Here is a 20,381-nt window from a genome sequence, read left to right as displayed (position 1 = left end):
AAATTGCATGAAAAAGTTAAATCGAATTGTTCTTGTAAACTGGTACCTATTGGGCGCAGAAGAAATCAATATTCGCGGTAACACAGCCATCATTGGTCCAACCGGTTCAGGTAAATCGTCCTTGTTGGATGCGATCCAAACCGTGCTAACCGGTGCTAGTAAGCGTCACTTAAACTACAACGCCAGTGCCAACGATGGTAAAGCGTCTGGTCGAAGCATCCGCTCCTACATTTTGGGGATGATCGACTCGGGGCAAGCGAGCGAAAAAGTCACTGGTGTGCAAACTCGTCAAGACGCAATCTGTTACTTGGCCTTGGTGTTTGAAGATTCCAACACCGGCAAAGAGTCAACCGTTGGTCTATGCTTGTCAGCCTCCTTAGCAACACCAGAAGAAGATATTTTAGGTCGTTTTGTTCTGTCGAACTACGGCGTTCGTCGCGAAGACTTTATTGAAGTATTGGGTGAGAAGCAGTACCAAGCTAAACCTTGGCAAGAAGTTCGTGAAGCCATGAAGAAAGTCTGCCTAGACCCATTTATCAAGTCTGGCAGTGCTTCAGCAACTCAATATATGAACCGTTACTTGGAAGAACTGAGCCCAAGTGCGGAACATTTGATTACTTTAGATTCGTTCTTAAAGAACTTTAAGAACGCTTTGAAATTCGTACCCATTGCTTCGCCAACGCGATTCGTACAGGATTTTGTTTTAGCTGAGCAGCCGTTACAAGTGGGTGCTTATCAGAAATCTCTTTTGGAATACCGTCAGCTAGAAGCCAAAACGCAAGAAGTCGCCAAACGCATCGACGATCTAAAAGCGATCCAAGTCGAGTGTGATAAGAAACACCAGCAAGAACAAACCGTAGTCAACTATCAATGGATTGCCACCGAAGCCCGCTTTGATCAGCTGGGCAGCAAACAAGACGAAATTCAAGATCAATACGAAAACTTCAAAGAGCGTGAAGAAGAGATCGACGAGGAAATCGTTGCGCAAGCGAACCTGCTAAAACAACTGCAAACCCAGCTAGTTCGACTTGAGCAACAGTATGAGCATTCAGATGTAGGCTTGAAGCTGCAGCAGCTTGAACAGAACAAAAAGCTATTGACCCTTGAAGGTCAAGAAGACCGTAAACTGGTGATTCAAGCCCACCAAGTTCTGCAGTTATTAGGTGCATTGCAGGCGTTTGAAGATGTTTTGTCTCAGGATATTCGCAACCTGATTACAGAGGCACAAGGGCTAGCGGGTAGCATTGATAGCTCAGGCAATATTCTCGGTTCAGCAAAAGCGGTAAGCCGTTTGTTATCTAGCATTAATAACCTGCTAGATGAAGGTAAGGGCGCTTTGTTCCAACAGCGTACCCAGTTAAACCGTAATATCTTGAATTTGAAAGATGAGTGTCGCCAGCTTGAGGCCGATGTTAAATCCTTGAAAGGCGGTACCACACCGCTGTCGCCAAACGTGAAGCGACTGATTGAGTTATTGGATCACGCTAACATCAAAGCAACACCGCTTAGCCATTTAGCCGAAGTGACCGACCATAAATGGCAAGATGCCATTGAAGGCTACCTTGGCAGCCAGCGTGAAGCCCTAATCGTTGAGCCAGATGATGCGGAAGAAGCGATCCGTATCTTCCGTGCCCACCGTCGTCAATTGATGGGTTGTCGAGTGATTGACACGACGCAAACGCGTTTATGGCTAAATCGTGGTGATAATAATTCGGTGCTACGCTTTATTCGCTGCAATAATGATCATGCTCAGGCTTACTTGAACCGCCGTTTAGGTGGCATCAAACCCGTTGAAACCGAGCGAGAGCTGTTACGCGAAGACAGTGCGATGACGGCTGATGGTATGTTGAAGCTTTCGGGTACTATCTCAACCATCCGCTTCTTACCACACATGATGGTGGGCATTAATACTGAAGGGATGCGCCAATCTCGTGAAGCTCAGCTGCAACAGTTAAGTGGCGAATTGATGGATTACATGAAGACTGACCAACGTCTTGAGCAAGCGGACTCGATGTTGGGGCGAATCATGGCGTCGAACCAGTTTGATCCGCAATCACTGCAAGATGCTGGTATTGCAAATACTCGTGTAGCACAGGATTTGGCAGATGTTGAAGCTCAAATCGCCGCTCTCCAACAGCGCGACGATACGGATCTGCAAGAACGTATTGAAAGCCTGAAAGAACGTATCTCTGGCATTGAGTTAGAGCGTAAGAAGCTTGATCGTGAGCGACAGCAAATTGCTGAACAATACGGCTCCTTGAATACTCAGAAGACCCAGCTATCTGAAGCCTTGTCGGCATTGGACGAAGAACGTACACGTATTACTTCAAACCCGTTATTTAACGCAGAATACGCCAGTGAGCGATACGATTTGTTGGAAAATAGCATGGTTAACGGTGGCGCGATTTACAAAGAAGCCATCAGTCGTTCTGAAAAAGCCATGGAAAAGGTCAAAATGTTTGACCAGAAAGTGCGTAAGGAAGTGGCTGATCACTATGCGAAATACCATAACAGCAGCCTAGACGATGATATCCAATTGGATTATCTAGAGTCTAAATTTGAAGAGTTCGAGCACTATGTTACGCATCAAATTAATGTCTTGAATGATACAGAGCTGGCAAAATACGCAAAGCGTGCCGAGCTTGCGCGTCGGGAAGCAGAAGAGACGTTCCGCAGTGACTATGTGTCGAAGCTGAAAGATTCCTTGGATCAAGTGGCGCTGATCATCAAAGAGCTTAACCACAGCTTGAAACGCCGTCCATTCAACCACGAAGTCTACCAGTTCCGTTACTACCCGAACGGTGATATGAAAGATATCCTAGACTTGGTGGCGAAGTTCAGCTCGATGGATCAAGCGAACGTAGGTGGCTTGTTTGATCCTGAGCAAACGGGTGATCCTGAGCATGCTAAAGCCATTGCCTTGATCCAAGAACTGATCACAGACGATGAGAAGCAAAAAGACTTAGCGGATTATCGTAAGTTCTACAACTTCGAGGTCGATATTCTAGATCTAGAAGGGCAAAAGAAAACCACGCTATCGCAACGTATCCAAACTGGCTCCGGTGGCGAGCACCAGATCCCATTCTATTTGGCGATTGCGGCGGCCTTGTCGACTACCTACCGCCTGCATGAAACGATGGAGGGCGATATCGTCGGTGGTTTCTCGTTGGCGATGTTTGACGAAGCCTTCAACAAGATTGACATGGCGAAAACGTCGACCTGTATGGGCTTTATGCGTGATATCGGCCTGCAGGTTATCGCTGCAGCTCCGGATGACAAACGTGCAGTGATGGCGGCTAATATGGACACCATTATCAGTGTTTGGCGTGAGGGTGGTGCGGTATCCATTGACGTGGCATATCCACAACAGCGCGGTCAAGCCTTGCTAAGTGGCGACCATGAGTTAGATAATGATGGTCCACAACAAAACTTAACCGAAACAGCAGAAGCAGAATAAACGCACATCGCGGAGGCAGTATGACGATTGAAAGTGAAATTCGAGAAACTATTCAGCGAGCGTTTAATGTTCACCATATCGAGCTGGAAAACGAGAGCTACAAGCACAACGTGCCAGAAGGTAGTGAGTCACATTTTAAACTGACCTTAGTGAGCAATGTTTTTGTTGGTAAACGTGCCGTACAGCGCCACCAATTGGTTTACGGTGCGTTAACGGATCAAATGAAGAAGATTCATGCGCTTGCGTTGCATCTATACACTGATGAAGAATGGGAAGCTCGCCGCTATGAGGCGCCACTTTCTCCAGATTGTATGGGCGGCGGGCACTAGGTGCTAAGGATTAGAATAATATGAGCATTTCAGTTACCGAACATAAGAGTAAGGGAATCGTTGAAATAGCTGTGCTAGGTAGCTTTGATTTCTCACTGTTCAATGATTTCCGTAGTGCCTATGAGAGCTATGTTGGTGGTGAAATTCAACATTTCATCATCAACATAGAAAGCGTCGAATATCTAGACAGTGCGGCCTTAGGGATGTTGCTCAGCATGAAAGCTGGGCTCGGTGAAAAAGTAGAAATTAAGATTATTGGCGCGAATGACTTTATTCGTAATATTCTCATGATCTCACGCTTTGATAAGCGCTTTACTATTATCTAATCACCAAGATCCACCACCTCAAAAAGCCAAACTCTTTGAGTTTGGCTTTTTTGTGCGATGTGTTTTGGTTTGGCTAATAAATGAGCAGTCTATTGGTTGTTACAGCCAACAATTAAGCCTTTACTTGTCGTGTATGCTAATAAATACCGAAAATTTATTGGAATCGGCATAAAAAATTGGCTAAACGGTTCATTTCTTTCTTTTGATGTTTTATGGTGCACGCTTAAAAATTGATGGACAGGTTTCATGGCTTCAAGCACTACTCCAACGCTGTTTCAGCGTTACATGAATGGCAGCCTTGTGTTGCAAATTATTGTTGGCATTATCTGTGGTTTGGCGCTTGCTATTTTTGCCCCTAGCGCAGGTCAATCCGCCGGCATCTTAGGAGACTTTTTCGTCAAGGCTCTAAAAGGAATTGCCCCCGTCTTAGTCTTTATCCTAGTGATGGCTTCCATTGCTAATCACAAGAAAAATCAAGAAACCCATATCAAGCCAGTGCTGCTGTTGTATTTGATTGGCACTCTGATTGCCGCCATTACAGCTGTATTATTTAGCTTTGCTTTCCCAAGTGAGTTGAATCTTGTTGCGACCGATATTAGTCGCTCCGCACCAAAAGGTATTGGCGAAGTGTTGCATACCTTGGTGTTCAATATGGTGGATAACCCAGTAAACGCGATCGCTACGGGTAACTATATTGGTATCCTGGCTTGGGCGGCTTGTATTGGTATCGGTTTACGTCATGCCAACGAAACAACGAAAGCCTTACTGCAAAATCTAGCTGACGGGATCACCACAGTCGTGGGTTTTGTCATTCGTTTAGCGCCTTTTGGTGTATTTGGTCTTGTGGCCAACACCATTGCAACGACAGGCTTTGATGCACTGCTAAATTACTCTCATCTGTTGATGGTATTAATTGGCTCCATGTTATTTATTGCACTGGTGAGCAATCCGCTGCTGGTATTCCTGACTACCCGTCAGAATCCTTACCCATTGGTATTTCAATGTCTAAAGTCTAGCGGCATCACTGCTTTTTTCACCCGTAGCTCGGCGGCTAACATCCCTGTGAATATGGCCTTGTGTGAAAAATTGGAACTGGACGAAGATACCTACTCTGTTTCAATTCCTTTGGGTGCAACCATCAACATGGCCGGTGCTGCGATCACCATTACAGTCCTAACACTGGCTGCTGTGAATACGCTAAACATTCCTGTGGACCTGCCAACAGCCATTCTGTTGAGCATCATCGCCGCAGTCTCTGCTTGCGGCAGCTCAGGTGTAGCAGGGGGGTCATTACTACTGATCCCACTGGCTTGTAGCCTGTTTAATATTTCCAATGAAATCGCCATGCAAGTGGTTGCCGTGGGCTTTATTATCGGCGTGTTGCAAGATTCTGCTGAGACCGCGTTAAACAGCTCAACCGACGTAATCTTTACCGCAGCGGCCTGTCGCCGAGCGTAAGCTATCTGCTGTAAACGTGATCAAAAGCGAGCTAAGGCTCGCTTTTTTGTGTCCAATTTTCATGTATTCTTGAAGGATTCGATTTCCGCTACTGAAAATTTTCAAAGGATAGTAAAAAGGATTTAAACGTTATGAAACGACTTGGCGAAAGTATTTGGATTTTTGAAGGGGATACGGTTCAATTTTTTAGTATGCCTTACTCAACTCGAATGACGATAGTGAAGTTGGCGAGCGGCGGGCTTTGGGTTCACAGCCCCATTAAATTAACCCAATCAATCACACAGCAGTTACATGAATTGGGGCCTGTGGAACACCTTATTGCACCAAATCACTTACACCATCTGTTTCTCAAAGAATGGACCGAAGCGTTCCCCGAAGCCCAAGTGTTTGGTACAGATGAAGTCATAAAGAAACGACCTGATATTCACTTTGATGGTTCTTTCAACACGCCACAGCAATGGCCTTGGTCGTCTGATATCGAGACAGAATTATTTACCGGATCGACAATGATGGAAGAGTGCGTCTTCTTTCATCGATTGTCCCATACCCTCATAGTCACAGATTTAATCGAAAACTTTTCCGCGCACCACTTCAAGCCTTGGCAAAGAGTGATCGCCGGATGGGTCGGAATCTTGGCCCCTAATGGGAAAATGCCGTTAGATTGGCGCCTCAGCTTTTTATTTTCAAAAAAACAAAGCCGTAAGCATTTAGAGAAAATCCTCTCTTGGCAGCCAAAAAACATCGTCATGGCCCATGGCGAGATTGTACAAGAGCAAGCGAGTGACTTTTTAGACCGGTCCTTTAAATGGCTCAAGTAATTTCTAAATAGGCGACTAACTTGTACAATGATTTTCATAAAACAAATGGAGATTGTGATGAAACGAACAGCAGCACTACTACTAACCCTTGGCGCCTTAACCCTGCCAATGGCTTACGCCCAAATACCTGTCACCCCAGCGCCTAATCAGCAAGTGCTGCTTGAAAGTGATAACCCACAATTGAAAGATAATAAAAAACTCGTCTACGACTTCTGGCGTGAAGTTTTCGAAGGTGGCCATCTTGATAAAGCCGACCAATATCTTAGTGAGGACTACATTCAACATAACCCTAACGTCCCAACGGGTCGTGATGGCTTTGTGAACTTCTTTGCGCAATATAGCCAACCTAAACCGATTCGAGATGAGATTTCTGGCCCACTGGTCTCTATTGTCGCGGAACGCGATATGGTAATCCTAAGCTTTGTCCGCGAGCATCAAGACCCAAATGAAGCAGGTAAAACTTACACCACGACATGGTTTGATATGTTTCGAATAGAGAATGGCAAGATTGCTGAGCACTGGGATCCGGCGGTTAGGTAGTTTAGGAGACCAAATGAACAAGCAGTTAGTATTGAATACATTAGCTAAAGATATATTTCGTAAACAAGCCGACTTCGATTATATCTCAGCAAGAGTGAATTTTAGGTTGGGTCTGAGACAACAGTTCTTATGGTCTGCTCAGCAAGCGATAGAAAAGTATCTTAAAGCGATACTTTTATTTAAAGGTATTACCTTAAGCCTAAAGAATATGGGCATAACCTTAATCGTTTGCTTGAAAGTGTTGTTACTCTCAATTATTTAAAACTTGATCTCCCAAAATGGACCAATGACTTTTTAAGATACTTAAGTGACTTAGGTGGATTTAATCGATACATGTCTAAGTCATCCTTCAACCAAAATGATTTTTTGTTCAAGCTGGACGAGATTGTTTGGTCGATTCGTAGATATTGTAGGCATTTTCCTGAAAAGAAGGCTTTCCCGGCTTGAAAGAGGCATGCGTGGATAGCGCCAATAATAAGTTATATAAAGAAAAGCCAACTTTGTATAACTTGATAGATGGTGAGCTTGAAAAGATATTAAAGCGAAAACCAAGGGATGAGGCGCGAAAAGCCCTTGTTTGGGGGAATTTATTTTATGGTGCCAAAAATAGAAAATCTGTTTCTATAAAGACTATATCTTCTTCAGAGGTAGCAGTTAAAGACCGACATTGGTATGAAGAGGTTATCAAGGGATTCAATATCGAAGATTACATAAAACCTTAGCATTTCCTTAAATGTTGTTGGTGGTCTTTCATGCGTTTATTTTGCGCAGACGCGTCGGTGGTGAGGTACGAACCGAGACATGCGCAAGTAAAATGAATTGCATGGAAGGGCGCAACAAAGTCGTTACCATGCACCGAAGCTGATTTGCTGCTGATCCAAGGATGTCTATTTCTCATTAGAAGGCTACGGAACGGAGTGCGCTCGACGGGAGCAATGTTCCCTCGCGCAGCGAGGTCCTGCAGGACCGAATCGCGGGACACAGCCGGTTCATACAAAACGAAAAAGGCGAATCCTCGGATTCGCCTTTTTAATATCTAAACTAGCCAGAGATTAGTTCTGGTAGCTTTCTACTGGTAGACACTCACAGAACAAGTTACGGTCGCCGTAAACGTTGTCGATACGGCCTACTGGTGGCCAGTATTTGCGAGCAGCAATCCATGGTAGTGGGTAAGCCGCTTCTTCACGAGTGTAGGCGTGTGACCAATCTCCAGCGAGTAGCGATGCCGCTGTGTGTGGTGCGTTGACTAGAGGGTTGTCTTCTAGTGGCCATTCACCTGCTTGAACTTTCGCGATTTCGTTACGGATTTGGATCATTGCATCACAGAAACGGTCAAGTTCTTCACGGCTTTCCGACTCAGTCGGCTCGATCATCAGTGTGCCAGCTACTGGGAATGACATCGTTGGCGCGTGGAAACCAAAGTCCATTAGACGCTTCGCGATGTCCTCTTCAGAAATGCCAGATTCTGCTTTGATCGGACGAATGTCGATAATACATTCGTGCGCTACCGTGCCATTTTTACCCGTGTAAAGCACAGGGTAGTGCTCACCTAGGCGTTTCGCGATGTAGTTCGCGTTTAGGATCGCGTTGAACGTCGCATCACGTAGACCACGGTCGCCCATCATCTTAATGTACATCCAAGTAATCACTAGGATACTTGCTGAACCGTAAGGCGCGGCAGAAACTGCACCGTGTTGCGTTTCGTTCTGTACCACAGGCGACACAGAGTGACCTGGTAGGAATGGCGCTAGGTGTGATTTAACACCGATAGGACCCATACCTGGACCACCACCACCGTGTGGGATACAGAATGTTTTGTGAAGGTTCAAGTGCGATACGTCACCACCGAAGCTACCTGGAGGCGCGATACCTACTAGAGCGTTCAAGTTAGCGCCGTCGATGTAAACCTGACCACCGTTGTCATGTACGATTTCACATACTTCACGAATCTGCTCTTCAAATACACCGTGAGTAGATGGGTAAGTCGCCATGATGCAGCTTAGGTTATCAGCGTGTTTCTCAGCTTTTTCTTTCAGGTCTGCTACGTCGATGTTGCCGTTCTCGTCACACTTAACGATCACAACTTTCATGCCGGCTAGCGCCGCAGATGCTGGGTTAGTGCCGTGCGCAGAGCTTGGAATTAGACAGATGTCACGCTGATCGTCGCCACGAGATTTGTGGTATTTGTCGATCGCGATAAGACCTGCGTATTCCCCTTGCGCACCAGAGTTTGGCTGCAATGAAATCGTGTCATAGCCTGTCGCTTTAGAAAGCATCGCGATTAGGTCGTTAAGCAGTGCTTGGTAACCTGATACTTGTGCTTTTGGTGCGAATGGGTGGATGCGGCCGAATTCTTCCCAAGTTACTGGGATCATTTCTGATGCAGAGTTAAGTTTCATCGTACATGAGCCCAGTGGGATCATGCTTTGGTTTAGGGCGATGTCTTTCACTTCTAGCTGACGCATGTAACGCATTAGTTCCGTTTCGCTGTGGTGCGAGTTGAACACTGGGTGCGTTAGGATGTCGTCCGTACGTAGCATGCCTTCTTCGATACCAAAGCCAACTTCTGCGGCCAGTAGCTCGTCAGACAGCTCAACACCGAAGCTGCTAGCTAGGTTGTATAGGTCTTCAATTGTGCTGGTTTCATTGAAAGACAGAGATAGTTCAGTGCTGCTCGCGTGGTAAAGGTTGATGCCTTTATCTGCTGCACTCTTGAAGATAGCTTCTGTCTTATCAAGGGTCTTAACAACTAATGTGTCGAAGTAAGTGCCGTTGAAAGAGTAGTGACCTTTCAATGCTTTAGCGAAGATGTTGGTGAAGCCCGCTACGCGGGAAGCGATTTTCCTCAGACCTTTAGGGCCATGGTAAACCGCATAGAAGCCCGCCATCATCGCCAGTAGGGCTTGCGCCGTACAGATGTTCGAGGTCGCTTTCTCACGACGGATGTGCTGCTCGCGGGTTTGCATCGCCATACGAAGTGCTGGCTTATCGTGGCTGTCTTTTGACACGCCGATAACGCGGCCCGGCATAGAGCGTTTGAATTTGTCTTTCGTTGCAAGGAATGCCGCGTGAGGACCACCGAATCCCATTGGTACACCGAAACGCTGCGCGCTACCAACAACGATGTCAGCGCCCATGTCAGCAGGGGATTTCAATAGCACTAGAGCCAGTAGATCAACTGCCGTTGTAACTAATGCATCCTGTGCATGTGCTTGGGCAATGATGTCTGTTAGGTCGTTTACAGAGCCGTCAATACCTGGGTATTGAACGATCACGCCAAATACGTCGTAGTTGCCTAGGTTTTCGATGTCATCAACGATAACTTCAAATTCCAATAGCTCAGCACGAGTTTTTACAACGTCAATGGTTTGCGGCAAAACATTGCTTGCAACAAAAACGCTGGTCACTTTCTTTTTGCTTGAGCGTTGCATCAGCGTCATGGCTTCAGCAGCGGCAGTTGCTTCGTCTAATAGCGAAGCGTTTGAGATTTCCATGCCCGTTAAATCAATGATCACTTGTTGGAAGTTCAACAATGCTTCCAAGCGACCTTGAGAGATTTCTGGTTGGTAAGGCGTGTACGCTGTGTACCAACCTGGGTTTTCTAGTAGGTTACGTAGGATAGGCGTTGGCACGAACGTGTCGTGGTAGCCCATACCGATGTAACTGCGGGCAACTTTATTGCGGCCTGCAATTTCTTTTAGCTGCGATAGTGCATCATGCTCACTAACCGGCTGCTTAGACATATCAAGATTGGCCAAACGGATCGCGTTTGGAATGGTCTTCTCGATAAGTTGGTCAAGAGAATCGAAACCTAAGGTATTAAGCATCGATAGTTGTTCGTTCACATCTGGTCCGATGTGACGCGCGATGAATTCGTCTTTGCCTAGCAAATCGCGGATACACGACGTCATGGAAAGTCACCTATAAAAGAAATTACAGAGAAATGGGGAAAGTAAAACACCCCTCATGGGTGAGGGGTGTTAATATCGATTACTCGATAGAGCTAGCGTACGCGTCTGCGTCCATTAGCTTGTCTAGTTCGCTAGGATCGCTAAGCTTGATTTTTGCAATCCATGCGTCACCGAAAGGAGATTCGTTAACAAGCTCTGGCGAATCGTCTAGGGCTTCGTTAACTTCAATCACTTCACCGGAGACTGGTGCATAGATATCTGAAGCGGCTTTCACAGACTCTACTAGAGAGAATTGTTGTGTCGCAGTCGTTTCAGAGCCCACTTCTGGAAGTTCTAGGTAAACAACGTCACCCAATAGTTCTTGAGCGTGATCAGTGATGCCAACTGTTACAGTGCCGTCACCGTTGTCTAGAACCCATTCGTGTGAGTCTGCATATTTCAAGTTTGATGGAATGTTGCTCATGGCGATCTATCCTATTTATGTAGCCCGAGGGATCACCTCGGGCAAGAGCGAATTAGCGGTATAGAGGGAAGCGTTTGCAAAGCTCTTGTACTTCTGCTTTTACGCGAGCTTCTACTTCTGGGTTGCCTTCTGGCATTGCTACTAGACCGTCAAGAACGTCACTGATTAGGTGGCCTACTTTACGGAATTCTTCTACGCCAAAACCACGTGAAGTCGCTGCTGGAGTACCTAGACGGATACCAGAAGTGACCATTGGTTTTTCAGTGTCAAACGGGATACCGTTTTTGTTACAAGTGATGCCAGCGCGCTCTAGAGCAGCGTCTGCAGCATTACCTTTAAGACCTTTTGGACGTAGGTCAACAAGCATTAGGTGAGTGTCAGTACCACCCGTTACGATGTCACAGCCACGCTCAACCATTACTGCAGCTAGTGCTTTAGCGTTGTCTAGTACTTGTTGGATGTAGTCTTTGAATTCTGGTTTAAGAGCTTCACCGAATGCAACCGCTTTACCAGCGATAACGTGCATTAGTGGGCCACCTTGGTAGCCAGGGAATACAGCTGAGTTGATCTTCTTAGCGATGGCTTCATCGTTAGTTAGGATCATACCGCCACGTGGGCCACGTAGAGTTTTGTGAGTTGTCGTTGTTACAACGTGTGCGTGACCGAATGGAGTTGGGTGAAGACCTGTCGCAACTAGACCTGCGATGTGTGCCATGTCAACCATTAGGTACGCGCCAACTTTGTCAGCGATTTCGCGGAAACGTGCGAAGTCGATTTGACGAGGAATAGCAGAACCACCCGCGATGATTAGCTTAGGTTGGCATTCAACCGCTTTCGCTTCTAGTGCATCGTAATCGATCAATAGAGTTTCAGGGCTAACTTCGTACTGAACAGCGTTGAACCATTTACCAGACTGAGCTGGCGCTGCACCGTGAGTTAAGTGACCGCCAGAAGACAGTGACATACCCATGATAGTATCGCCTGGTTGTAGAAGTGCTAGGAAAACAGCACCGTTTGCTTGCGCACCAGAGTGTGGTTGAACGTTTACGAACTCACAACCGAAAAGTTGTTTAGCACGATCAATTGCTAGTTGCTCAGTAACGTCAACGGCTTCACAGCCACCGTAGTAACGTTTTTCTGGGTAGCCTTCCGCGTACTTGTTAGTCAGTACAGAGCCTTGAGCTTCGATTACTGCTTTAGAAACGATGTTTTCAGAAGCAATAAGTTCGATGCCAGTTTCTTGGCGGTGTTGCTCTTCTGCGATTGTCGCGTATAGCTCAGCATCGCGGTCTTTAAGCGCTTGGCTGAAAAAGGCTTCAGTGTTAGCCATTTTTAAGATCCTCTTGATTGAATTTCATGTCGATGACACTCAGAGATGAACTTTATTCTATCAGTTTAAGACTTAAATGACGTGAAAAAAGATCATCTCACCTTTCGTACTAATCATCTGCATTGTTATGAGATTCAGGCATCATAAACAAAAAGTTTCCGATTGGAAACACGTGTCCAGAAACAAAATACGTAGTTTAGACAAAAATGTCGCAAAAGGAAAAATCGACCTGGTGGTCAAATTTGTATGCCGATTGTATGGCGTTTCGAGCATTGCGCAAATTCACATTGCTATAACCATCCTATAGTTGCAATGATTTAAATTTACTAAGATACTTTGTTTCCGATTGGAAACAGCCCGAAACATCCCATTTTGATTTAATGTTAACCAGAGGTGCTCATGAAACGTACTCCTTTATACCAAGCACATGTTGATGCCGGCGCGCGCATGGTCGAATTTGCTGGCTACGAAATGCCAGTTCAATATCCAATGGGGGTGAAGAAAGAGCACCTATGGACACGTGAAGCAGCGGGTCTATTTGATGTGTCGCACATGGGGCAAGTGATCCTCACTGGCGCAAATGTGAAAGATGAGCTCGAAAAGCTTTTGCCTGTAGACGTCAAAGGTCTTGAACTAAATCATCAGCGTTACGGCATCTTTACAACTACTAATGGCGGTATCTCTGACGACCTAATGTTTACGAACTGGGGGGATGACGCCATTTACATGGTGGTGAACGCTGCTTGTAAAGAGCAAGACGTGGCCCATCTGACAACCAGCCTTCCTACGACTAAAGTAGAGGTGGTAGATCGTGCATTGGTTGCGTTGCAAGGGCCAAAAGCGCGTCAAGCCGGGTCTCGTCTTCTACCTCAATTAAAAGATTTGCTATTTATGCAATCGACTAAGCTTGAGTGGAATGGAGTTGAGCTTTGGGTGAGTTGTTCTGGCTACACAGGTGAAGATGGTTACGAAATCTCCGTGCCTAACGAATCCGCAGAGGCTTTCTGTGCAGCGCTTACAGCACTAGAGGAAGTTGAGTGGATTGGCCTAGGTGCACGTGATTCACTGCGTTTAGAGGCGGGCTTGTGTCTTTACGGCCATGACTTGGATCAATCTACTACTCCAGTAGAGGCGTCGATCACTTGGGCGATTCAGCCAGTGCGTCGTGCAGGTGGTGAGCGTGAAGGTCACTTCATCGGTGCAGATGTAGTGCTGGCGAACTTTGCTCAAGGTGTTGCTCGTAAGCGAGTTGGTTTCATTGTCGATGGAAAAGCACCTGTGCGCGAAGGTGTTGATATTGTTACTGAGACAGGGCAACTTGCTGGTAAAGTTACCAGCGGTGGTTTTGCACCATCGTTGGAAAAGCCAATTGTGATGGCCTATGTGCAAACTGCTGTATTAGATCAGCCACTTTTCGCTTCATTACGTGGTAAACTTATCCCACTTACTCCAGCGAAAATGCCTTTCTTCCCATCACGTTACTACCGTGGCTAATAGATAGTTCATGTCTAAGCTGTCGTGTGGGTGCGGGGGCTTAGATTTAGAGAAAAAATGTGAACGCAAGATTTTTAGAAAAGACGTTTCACGACGTCTTTTTTTCTGCTTATAACACGGTGTTAAAGGGAGGCTTTGAAGAGCCATTCTATTTAGCACAAGATCCTCAAGGCATTAGCCAAATTCAATATCGCTATGATTACCCATCCAGTGCTTTGCACGAAGTGAGTCATTGGTGTGTGGCGGGGCCCGAACGTCGTAAGCAAGACGACTTTGGTTACTGGTACGCGGAAGATGGCCGCAGTTTAGCGCAGCAAAAAGAATTCGAGCAATTTGAGGTGCAGCCGCAGGCTTATGAATGCTTATTGCATTGGTCTTGTGGTATGCGCTTTGATGTCAGTGTCGATAATCTAGGGTTGCCAGATTACGATGCCACGCCATTTCGCGTTGCTGTGTTACAACGTGCGCTAGAATTAATTGAAAACGGACTTCCTGAACGAGTGCTGGCATATGCTACGGCACTGTATGTCAATCATTACCAAGCGCCTGCCGCAAGTTTGTTATTCCATTTAAGAGAGTGTCATGAAAATTATTGCCGATGAGAACATGCCGAATGTTGTCAATTTGTTCAGTGATCTAGGGGAAGTTACTTTAGTTAATGGTCGTACTTTGACAGCAGAACAGTTAGTCGATACTGATGTGTTATTGGTTCGTTCCGTGACAAAGGTTAATGAGGCTCTCCTAAGTGGTACGTCTGTTAAATATGTTGGTAGTGCAACCATTGGTACGGATCACATTGATACGGAATATCTAAACTCGCAGGGAATTGGTTTTAACAGTGCGCCAGGTTGTAATGCGGATGCGGTGGCAGATTATGTGTTCAGTGCCTTGGCATACCTTTATATGACTAAAGGGGTGCGTTGGCTAGGGGCTCGCATTGGTGTGGTTGGGCAGGGAAATGTTGGTCGCTGTGTGGCGGCGCGTTTTGTGGCGCTAGGCTGCGAAGTGGTGGCGTATGACCCTTTCTTGCAAAAGAGTGTGCCTGGTGTGACGTTAATCTCTTTAAAAGATGTAATGGATTCGGATGTCATCTGCTTGCATGCGCCGTTAACCAAAACTGGGCCTTATCCGAGTTTTGATATGATTAATGATGAATACGTGGCGAAGCTTAAAGCGGGGCAAACGATTGTTTCGGCGGGGCGAGGTGGTGTGATTAATGAGCAAGCACTTATCAAGCAGTTTTATGCTCTGGAAGGTCAGCTAAACTTAGCCTTAGATGTTTGGCTAGGCGAGCCTCATCCTAATATGGAATTAGCGGCATTGTGCGATATCGCGACGCCGCATATTGCTGGATACAGCAAACAAGGTCGTGAGAAAGGAACTTGGTATATTTATCAATCCTTATGTCAATTCTTTGATATCTCTGCAAAAAGTAGCTTTGCGGATGCGGTTAGTCAGGGTAGTATTTGTGAATTAAAAATGAATTCTAGTCTTGAGCGCGATGAGGCGCTCGCGCGGGCTATTCAAGCTTGTTTTGATGTGGCGCGAGACAGTGCTCGTTTTAAACATGTGATGTCGAGCTTTGCCAAAGATAAAGGCTTTGATTGGCTGCGTAAGAATTACGTTGAACGTGATGAGTTCAATACGACAATAGTGAAGCACGCCAAGTTTGCTCATGATCTTGCGGCATTAGGGTTTCTTCATAAAAGCCACTAGGAGTTGGGATGGCGGAAGTTAAACAGGTAGATTTTAGTGACGTCTCAGTGCCGATGGGATCGAATGTTCAAATTGAGTTTATTTCCCCGCCAGGACGCTATACGGTAAAAGTCCTTGGTCGTATTCCTGGTCGCTCCTTAATTGTTTCTTGTCCAAGAGTAAATGGTAAGAATATTATTGTTCGTGACAGTCAGGTGGTGAATGTACGCTTAATGTCAGCTACCAGTGTTTGTGCGTTCTCTTCTAAGATCGCGAAAAGTTATCTGGAGCCTGCTGGGCATTTACATATAGCGTATCCAGAATATGCTGAGACGTCGGAGGTGCGTCAGGCTGTACGTGTTGAGGCACGCCTGATTTGTTCTGTAGATCCATCAGGAGAGAGTCCAATTTCGGAGCAGTCTACCGGTGTGGTAATAGATTTAAGTACTGGCGGCTGTAAAATGATTTCAAGGGATGACTTTGGCTTTGTGAATCAGACCATGCGCATTGCTTTGAACCTAAGTATTGGTGAATTTAAGCTTATTCTAAAACTGGATTGTGAAATTCGAAGCCAAGAAATTCAGTTGCTAGAGCAGTTGCAAGCCACTATTGCGGACAATGCTTTCTTATCTCGTATGGGTGTTGAATACATGTATGTGTATGGCATCAAGTTTAACAATGTCGAAAAAGAGCAGGGTATTCCGCTGTTGGCATATATTCTCGATACGATTGCCAAGAAACAGCGATAATTCAATGGATTAGATCATTGTTTAAACCATAAAAAAGGCCCATGCGGGCCTTTTTTTAGTTTTGATGTCGTAGATTACAGTTGTTGTAGGGCTGCAATACGATCGTTGATCGGTGGGTGGCTTGAGAATAACTCACCGAAGCTTGATTTACGGCCGCGGCGAATGCCAAACGCTACCATGGTATCAGGCATGTGGGATACTTCGTGCTCACTTTGAATACGTGCTAGGGCAGCAATCATAGCGCCTTTGCCTGCTAGGCGTGCACCAGCTTCGTCGGCACGGAATTCACGGTAACGTGAGAACCACATCACGATCATGCTCGCCAAGATGCCGAATAGGATCTCAAACACCATGGTAGCAATGTAGTAACCCCAACCAACAGAGCCTTCACCTTCTTCATCGCGGCGTAGAAACTGATCCACTGCGTAGCCAGCAATACGAGCAAAGAACATAACGAATGTGTTTACTACGCCTTGGATAAGCGTCAGTGTCACCATGTCGCCGTTAGCTACGTGACCAATCTCGTGCGCCATGACTGCTCGGATTTCGTCGGGTGGGTATCGATCTAGCATGCCGCTTGAAACGGCGACAAGCGCGTCATTCTTATTCCAACCAGTAGCAAAAGCGTTTGCTTCATGGGCTGGGAAAATCGCCACTTCAGGCATTTTAATGCCAGCTTCTTTGGCGAGTTCTTGGACGGTGGTTAGCAACCATTGCTCTTTGTGGTTGCGTGGTTGTTCAATGACTTGCGCTTTTGAGCCCCATTTAGCCATTTTCTTTGAGAGCAATAAGGAAATGATACTGCCTGTAAAGCCGAAGACGGCACAGAAGATCAATAGGGAAGTTAAGTTTAAGCCGCTACTAGAAATGTAGCGCTCAACGCCTAAAACACTCAAGACGATGCTGGCTACGACCAATACCGCAATGTTGGTTAAAAGGAATAACAATATACGCATGTTAGAGATGCTCCAGAGTGAAAGTACTATGGAGCATCATGGGGGTAGTTAGTTCCTTTTCAAGTAGGAATTAATTACGTAAGCGCGATAAAAATTTAGCAAAGCGCTCCATTGCTGGCTGCAGTTCCTCTACATGAGGAAGGAAGACAATGCGCAAGTGGTCTGGCGTCGGCCAATTAAAACCAGTGCCGTGAACCAGGAGCACCTTCTCTTCTTTTAAGAAACGTAGAGCCACATCAACGTCATCCTTGATGTTGTACATCTTAGGATCGAGTCTTGGGAACAGGTACATGGCACCTTCTGGTTTATGGCAGTGAACGCCAGGGATGCTGTCTAGAATTTCCCAAGCTAGGTTGCGTTGTTCATACAAGCGGCCGCCAGGAGCGGTTAGTTCATAAATGGTTTGATAGCCACCTAATGCCGTTTGAACCGCGTGCTGTGCGGGTACGTTGGCGCATAGACGCATTGAGCTGAGCATGTCGATGCCTGAGATGTAATCTTCAATACCTGTTGTTGGGCCAGTAATGATCATCCAGCCTGAGCGGAACCCTGCAGTACGGTACACTTTCGATAGTCCACCAAAGGTGACACAAGGTACACGGCCTTCAGTTAACGTTGCTGTTGGGATGTGTTGTGCACCGTCGTATAGAATCTTGTCGTAGATCTCGTCAGAAAATAGTAATAAGCCATGTTTTTCTGCTAGGTCCACTAATTCTTTTAAAATCGCTTCGGAGTACACAGCACCCGTTGGGTTGTTCGGGTTAATGATCACTAATGCTTTAGTTTTATTGGTGATCTTAGATTTAATGTCAGCGATATCTGGTTGCCAGCCTGCAGACTCATCACATAGGTAATGACGTACATAACCGCCGGATAGGGTCGCTGCGGCAGTCCACAAAGGATAATCAGGTGCTGGAATTAGGATTTCGTCGCCATCATTTAAGAGGCCTTGCATTGCCATCACGATTAATTCACTGACGCCGTTACCCATCCAAACGTTTTCGACGTTGGCTGAGCGAATGCCCAGAGCTTGGTACTTTTGCATCACAGCTTTACGGGCGGAGAATAAGCCTTTTGATTCACAGTAGCCTTGGGCGTTGGGTAGATTTTTAATGACGTCTACAAGGATTTCATCCGGTGCCTCAAAGCCAAATGGTGCTGGGTTACCAATGTTCAGCTTTAGAATGCGGTGGCCTTCATCTTCCATGCGCATGGCTTCTTTGAGGACTGGGCCTCGAATCTCGTAGCAAATATTAGCGAGTTTGTTTGATTTACGTATTTGCACCACGCTTCCTCATATATAGTGATGGAATCAGTTATAATTCTGGGACGTTAATTCGGAGTCTTCAATATGAGCGATGACCAAAAAACTTTTCAACACAAGGCACTTACTGACGAAGAGTGGAAAGAACGTCTGCCTGAAGAAGTGTATCAAATAGTACGCAAGAAAGGCACTGAGAGAGCATTCACTGGACGTTATGATAAGTTTTATGAAGAGGGTAGCTACTTCTGTGTTTGCTGCGGTGCACACTTATTTGATTCTGATGCGAAATATAACTCAGGATCTGGCTGGCCAAGTTTTTATGATGCCGACACCAAAAACATAAAAGAGATAGAAGATCATTCTTGGCACATGCGTCGTGTTGAGATAGTTTGCAGTCAGTGTGAGGCGCACCTTGGACATGTTTTTCCGGATGGACCTAAGCCAACGGGTATTCGATACTGCGTGAATTCAGCTTCCATGGAATTTAAAGCAAAAGATTAAGCTTAATGTAACGCTGACTATATAGTGGCTATATAGTCAGCGTTGCAAAATGGTCTATTGGATAAGCAGATTTACGAGCTTGGTATCATTGAAGGCACGATCTACTGTTTTACCAAGTAGAGCGTTAATTTCCTTTTCTACATCTTCACGATCGGGCATGGTGCCGTACTGATCGATCTTTTCTGATTTAAACTTCGCGGTGTAACGCAGATCACCTTTTACTACCGTTGCTTGGATTTCTGCTGACAGCTTGGCTTCGGTCTTTAGTGCAATCGTCCGCGTGGTGTAATTAAGTTGGGTCAGATCGAACATCAAAATGGTTTCAGGCAGGTTACCTTGATCTGGTTTGAAACCGTACTCCGTAAGTTTGTGGCCGATATAGCTTTCTAATGCGTCATGGGTATCGTTGCCAATAACAATCTTTGCTCGTTCACGTAAACCTGTTTCAATCTCGCCAATGGTTTTGAGTGAAAAAGGTTTAACAGAGAAGTTAATCTGTTGTTGATTACTATATTTGTGTGTGGATGTCGTACTCGTTGGTGCAATATTTATAATGTGAGTTGTCGAGCAGCCCTGTAGCGTTGCTGCTGCTAAAATAACCGAACCTAATAGGAATGCTCTCATGTAATGTGTCTCTTGATGGGTTTTTGTTCTGGAAGCCGATTTTTTTCGCTTAGAATACATATATTTAAAAAAAGTTGTTGATTTTCCGTTTGGTAACAGTAATATACGCACCCGCTTACACAGCAAGGCGCTACAGTGTCCCATTCGTCTAGAGGCCTAGGACACCGCCCTTTCACGGCGGTAACAGGGGTTCGAACCCCCTATGGGACGCCAATCTACGGATTGGCAAACCAGAGTAGCTTAGCTGAAGTTTGTGAAAGCTTAAAGCGGGAATAGCTCAGTGGTAGAGCACAACCTTGCCAAGGTTGGGGTCGCGAGTTCGAGCCTCGTTTCCCGCTCCAATTTCTCTTCGGAGAATTCCTCGAAAGAGGGCGCTTCTACGGAAGCAAATGATGTGTCCCATTCGTCTAGAGGCCTAGGACACCGCCCTTTCACGGCGGTAACAGGGGTTCGAACCCCCTATGGG

At 45.9% G+C, this 20,381-nt stretch carries 19 protein-coding genes and 2 tRNA genes; 15 read left to right on the top strand and 6 right to left on the bottom strand.

Annotated features, from left to right (window positions below):
- Window positions 1-7 precede the first annotated feature (7 nt).
- The 8 genes from ASC49_RS16340 (at window position 8) to ASC49_RS16305 (ending at window position 7,650) form a co-directional block, all read left to right on the top strand.
- A complete protein-coding gene (locus ASC49_RS16340) occupies window positions 8-3,457 on the top strand; it encodes an SbcC/MukB-like Walker B domain-containing protein (RefSeq protein WP_055464318.1) in 3,450 nt (1,149 codons plus the stop codon).
- Window positions 3,458-3,477: 20 nt separating this feature from the next.
- Complete coding sequence (locus ASC49_RS16335) at window positions 3,478-3,786, top strand: BolA family protein (protein WP_055464317.1); 309 nt, start codon at window positions 3,478-3,480, stop codon at window positions 3,784-3,786.
- Between the two features lie 20 nt (window positions 3,787-3,806).
- The gene (locus ASC49_RS16330) at window positions 3,807-4,112 is read left to right on the top strand and encodes an STAS domain-containing protein (protein WP_055464316.1); all 306 of its coding nucleotides are present in this window, start codon (window positions 3,807-3,809) and stop codon (window positions 4,110-4,112) included.
- Between the two features lie 246 nt (window positions 4,113-4,358).
- Complete coding sequence (gene sstT / locus ASC49_RS16325; protein WP_055464315.1) at window positions 4,359-5,570, top strand: serine/threonine transporter SstT; 1,212 nt, start codon at window positions 4,359-4,361, stop codon at window positions 5,568-5,570.
- A gap of 131 nt (window positions 5,571-5,701) precedes the next feature.
- A complete protein-coding gene (locus ASC49_RS16320; protein WP_055464314.1) occupies window positions 5,702-6,388 on the top strand; it encodes a DUF4336 domain-containing protein in 687 nt (228 codons plus the stop codon).
- A gap of 57 nt (window positions 6,389-6,445) precedes the next feature.
- A complete protein-coding gene (locus ASC49_RS16315) occupies window positions 6,446-6,928 on the top strand; it encodes a nuclear transport factor 2 family protein (RefSeq protein ID WP_211262074.1) in 483 nt (160 codons plus the stop codon).
- A 13-nt stretch (window positions 6,929-6,941) separates the two neighbouring features.
- Window positions 6,942-7,190, top strand: coding sequence for a HEPN domain-containing protein (locus tag ASC49_RS16310; protein ID WP_055464312.1), 249 nt, complete (start codon window positions 6,942-6,944; stop codon window positions 7,188-7,190).
- Window positions 7,191-7,386: 196 nt separating this feature from the next.
- Window positions 7,387-7,650, top strand: a complete 264-nt coding sequence (locus ASC49_RS16305; protein ID WP_055464311.1) for a hypothetical protein — start codon at window positions 7,387-7,389, stop codon at window positions 7,648-7,650.
- Window positions 7,651-7,980: 330 nt separating this feature from the next.
- Here ASC49_RS16305 and gcvP read toward each other — a convergent pair whose 3' ends face one another.
- The 3 genes from gcvP to glyA form a co-directional block, all read right to left on the bottom strand.
- Window positions 7,981-10,839: an aminomethyl-transferring glycine dehydrogenase gene (gcvP, locus tag ASC49_RS16300; RefSeq protein WP_055464310.1), complete on the bottom strand. Its 2,859-nt coding sequence runs from the start codon at window positions 10,837-10,839 to the stop codon at window positions 7,981-7,983.
- 79 nt (window positions 10,840-10,918) lie between these two features.
- On the bottom strand, window positions 10,919-11,302 hold the full coding sequence (gene gcvH / locus ASC49_RS16295) for a glycine cleavage system protein GcvH (RefSeq protein ID WP_055464309.1): 384 nt from the start codon (window positions 11,300-11,302) through the stop codon (window positions 10,919-10,921).
- A gap of 52 nt (window positions 11,303-11,354) precedes the next feature.
- Window positions 11,355-12,632 carry a serine hydroxymethyltransferase gene (glyA, locus tag ASC49_RS16290; protein WP_055464308.1) on the bottom strand — a complete coding sequence of 426 codons (1,278 nt, stop codon included), beginning with the start codon at window positions 12,630-12,632 and terminating at the stop codon, window positions 11,355-11,357.
- A gap of 399 nt (window positions 12,633-13,031) precedes the next feature.
- Between glyA and gcvT the strand changes: the two genes are divergently transcribed.
- From gcvT to ASC49_RS16270, 4 genes are read left to right on the top strand one after another with little or no spacing between them, the layout of a single operon-like run.
- Entirely contained in the window at window positions 13,032-14,126 is a 1,095-nt protein-coding gene (gcvT, locus tag ASC49_RS16285) for a glycine cleavage system aminomethyltransferase GcvT (protein ID WP_055464307.1), read from the top strand.
- Window positions 14,127-14,185: 59 nt separating this feature from the next.
- A complete protein-coding gene (locus ASC49_RS16280) occupies window positions 14,186-14,728 on the top strand; it encodes an elongation factor P hydroxylase (RefSeq protein ID WP_055464306.1) in 543 nt (180 codons plus the stop codon).
- On the top strand, window positions 14,709-15,842 hold the full coding sequence (locus ASC49_RS16275) for a 4-phosphoerythronate dehydrogenase (RefSeq protein WP_055464305.1): 1,134 nt from the start codon (window positions 14,709-14,711) through the stop codon (window positions 15,840-15,842). Before ASC49_RS16280 ends, ASC49_RS16275 begins: the two co-directional genes overlap by 20 nt.
- An 8-nt stretch (window positions 15,843-15,850) precedes the next feature.
- Window positions 15,851-16,570 carry a flagellar brake protein gene (locus ASC49_RS16270; RefSeq protein WP_055464304.1) on the top strand — a complete coding sequence of 240 codons (720 nt, stop codon included), beginning with the start codon at window positions 15,851-15,853 and terminating at the stop codon, window positions 16,568-16,570.
- Between the two features lie 74 nt (window positions 16,571-16,644).
- On the opposite strand, the gene htpX is transcribed toward ASC49_RS16270, so the two are convergent.
- Together htpX and ASC49_RS16260 are read right to left on the bottom strand one after the other, a co-directional pair.
- Window positions 16,645-17,526 (bottom strand): protease HtpX, encoded by an 882-nt coding sequence (htpX, locus tag ASC49_RS16265; protein WP_055464303.1) that lies wholly within the window; start codon window positions 17,524-17,526, stop codon window positions 16,645-16,647.
- A gap of 70 nt (window positions 17,527-17,596) precedes the next feature.
- On the bottom strand, window positions 17,597-18,811 hold the full coding sequence (locus tag ASC49_RS16260) for a pyridoxal phosphate-dependent aminotransferase (protein ID WP_141656866.1): 1,215 nt from the start codon (window positions 18,809-18,811) through the stop codon (window positions 17,597-17,599).
- Between the two features lie 66 nt (window positions 18,812-18,877).
- Between ASC49_RS16260 and msrB the strand changes: the two genes are divergently transcribed.
- A complete protein-coding gene (msrB, locus tag ASC49_RS16255; RefSeq protein WP_055464301.1) occupies window positions 18,878-19,291 on the top strand; it encodes a peptide-methionine (R)-S-oxide reductase MsrB in 414 nt (137 codons plus the stop codon).
- 54 nt (window positions 19,292-19,345) lie between these two features.
- Here msrB and ASC49_RS16250 read toward each other — a convergent pair whose 3' ends face one another.
- Complete coding sequence (locus ASC49_RS16250) at window positions 19,346-19,915, bottom strand: YajG family lipoprotein (protein ID WP_055464300.1); 570 nt, start codon at window positions 19,913-19,915, stop codon at window positions 19,346-19,348.
- A 137-nt stretch (window positions 19,916-20,052) separates the two neighbouring features.
- Here ASC49_RS16250 and ASC49_RS16245 point away from each other — a divergent pair.
- Both ASC49_RS16245 and ASC49_RS16240 read left to right on the top strand, forming a co-directional pair.
- Window positions 20,053-20,128 (top strand) — tRNA-Glu (locus tag ASC49_RS16245).
- Between the two features lie 53 nt (window positions 20,129-20,181).
- Window positions 20,182-20,256 (top strand) — tRNA-Gly (locus ASC49_RS16240).
- The last annotated feature ends 125 nt before the right edge of the window (window positions 20,257-20,381 follow it).

The organism is Marinomonas fungiae (genome assembly GCF_001418205.1).
Classification (GTDB): Bacteria; Pseudomonadota; Gammaproteobacteria; order Pseudomonadales; family Marinomonadaceae; genus Marinomonas; species Marinomonas fungiae.
Note: the sequence above shows the minus strand (reverse complement) of the source record. Positions and strands in the feature narration are given on the sequence as shown.